At 61.9% G+C, this 1,723-nt stretch carries 4 protein-coding genes; 1 reads left to right on the forward strand and 3 read right to left on the reverse strand.

Features of this window, described 5'->3' with window-relative positions; all coding sequences use genetic code 11:
• The coding region (locus BKD70_RS24960; RefSeq protein WP_139145836.1) for a homocysteine S-methyltransferase family protein at nucleotides 1-97 on the forward strand (97 nt) is incomplete at its 5' end.
• 126 nt (nucleotides 98-223) lie between these two features.
• On the opposite strand, the gene BKD70_RS23585 is transcribed toward BKD70_RS24960, so the two are convergent.
• The 3 genes from BKD70_RS23585 to BKD70_RS23595 form a co-directional block, all read right to left on the reverse strand.
• Nucleotides 224-895, reverse strand: coding sequence for a GNAT family N-acetyltransferase (locus BKD70_RS23585; protein ID WP_054916941.1), 672 nt, complete (start codon nucleotides 893-895; stop codon nucleotides 224-226).
• A gap of 10 nt (nucleotides 896-905) precedes the next feature.
• Entirely contained in the window at nucleotides 906-1,352 is a 447-nt protein-coding gene (locus BKD70_RS23590; RefSeq protein WP_057975231.1) for a GNAT family N-acetyltransferase, read from the reverse strand.
• The coding region (locus BKD70_RS23595; protein ID WP_175441035.1) for an FMN-binding negative transcriptional regulator at nucleotides 1,349-1,723 on the reverse strand (375 nt) is incomplete at its 5' end. The genes BKD70_RS23590 and BKD70_RS23595, both read right to left, overlap by 4 nt.

Consider the following 1,723-nt stretch of genomic DNA (forward strand, 5'->3'; position numbering starts at 1 on the left):
GGCCGATTGGCAAGCGCGCGGCGCTAGCCATTTGGGTGGGTGCTGCGGCATCGGACCCGAGCATATTGCGGTGCTGGCCCAGAAGTTGGCTGGCTGAGCCTAAGTTCCGAGAGTCGCCACCCTCCAATGTGGGAGCTGGCTTGCCTGCGATGGCATCAACTGGTTTGCCTGATACACCGAGGTGTCTGTATCGCAGGCAAGCCAGCTCCCACACATGTGAGTATTAATCCCGACACTCTGTGAGTGTCTTCAACTGGCCCGAACCACTCTGGTTCGCCTGCGACAACCACGCCTCAAACCCGGCACCGACCTTCGGCCATTCCGAATCCAGGATCGAATACCACGCCGTATCGCGGTTCTGCCCCTTGACCACCATGTGCTGGCGGAACACCCCTTCAAAACTGAACCCCAAGCGCTCGGCTGCGTACTTGGACCGCGCGTTGCCGTTGTTGCACTTCCACTCCAGCCGACGGTAGCCCTGCTCGAACGCATACTTGGCCAGCAGGTACACCGCTTCGGTGCTTTTCGGCGAGCGCTGCATGGGTGCGCCGAAGGTGACGTGGCCGATTTCGATACGGCCTTGCGCCGGGACGATGGACATCAGGCTGAGGATGCCCTGAACCTGGCCCGTCGCACGGTCGATCACGCTGAAAAAGTACGGGTCGCTGTGGGCTGCGTGATTGTTCAACCAGGCGTCGAAGGCACTGCGCTCGGTGAACGGGCCGTAGGGCAAGTAATCCCACAGCTTCGGATCGGCCCCTGGGCCGTCAAGGGCTTGCCACAGTTGATCGGCATGGCGCGCCGGGTCGAGCTTTTCCAGGTGGATAAAACGCCCTTCAAGCAGTTGCGCAGTCGGCGCCGGGACGCCTTTCCAATCAGCGAGGGAATTGATCATGCAGTGCTCCTTAAAGACCTTTGCGAAATTGGATGAAGCCTGGGCGTTCGGCGATGCGCTCATAGAGCTGGATCGCCGTGGCGTTGGTCTCATGGGTCAACCAGTGCACCTTGCAGCAGCCATCGGCCTTGGCGGTGGCGTAGACGAATTCGATCAGCTTGCGACCGACGCCTGTGCCACGTTGGGCTGGGTCAACCAGCAAGTCCTGCAGGTAGCAGGAGTTCTCGATGCTCCAGTTGGAGCGATGGTAGATGAAGTTGACCATGCCCACCGCCTTGCCGTCCTCCCAGGCCAGTGCCGAATGGGTCGGCTCGCTGGGGTCGATCAGGCGTTGCCAGGTGCTTTGGCTGACGGCGTCCGGCAATTCGGTGTTGTAGAACGCCAAGTAGGCCTGCCATAGCGGCAGCCAGGCGGCTTGGTCGGCGGCTGTGACCTGGCGAATGTCGATCAAGCTCATTCTGAAACTCCTTGGGGAATAAAGCGGGCGAGGGTCTGGTCACGTACATCGGCACTGGCGGCCAGGCCGTCACGGACACCGGCCATGTCGGCGGCGCTGCGGTTCTGGCTGAGTTTGCGTTTGCCCACCAGGCGTTCGATCGGCAGGGCAAAGCCGACAATGGCCTTGAGCATGCCGTCGATGTAGTCCGCCGGTGCGTCGCTGACACGCCAGGGTTGGGCGCGGGCGCTTTCATGGCGGTCGGTGAGGGCGGTGACCACCTTGAGCAAGCGCTCGGCGTCGCTGAATACCGCAGGCGTGCCATAGGCGTGCACGGCGATGTAGTTCCAGGTCGGGACCACTTTGCCGTGCTCGGCCTTGGCGGGGTAAAA

The organism is Pseudomonas sp. BS-2016, assembly GCF_001806145.1.
Classification (GTDB): domain Bacteria; phylum Pseudomonadota; class Gammaproteobacteria; order Pseudomonadales; family Pseudomonadaceae; genus Aquipseudomonas; species Aquipseudomonas lundensis.

Excerpts from the sequence above, each read along its gene's own strand:
- BKD70_RS23585 (WP_054916941.1), bottom strand. The coding sequence starts at position 895 with ATGATCAATTCCCTCGCTGATTGGAAAGGCGTCCCGGCGCCGACTGCG.
- BKD70_RS23590 (WP_057975231.1), bottom strand. The coding sequence starts at position 1,352 with ATGAGCTTGATCGACATTCGCCAGGTCACAGCCGCCGACCAAGCCGCC.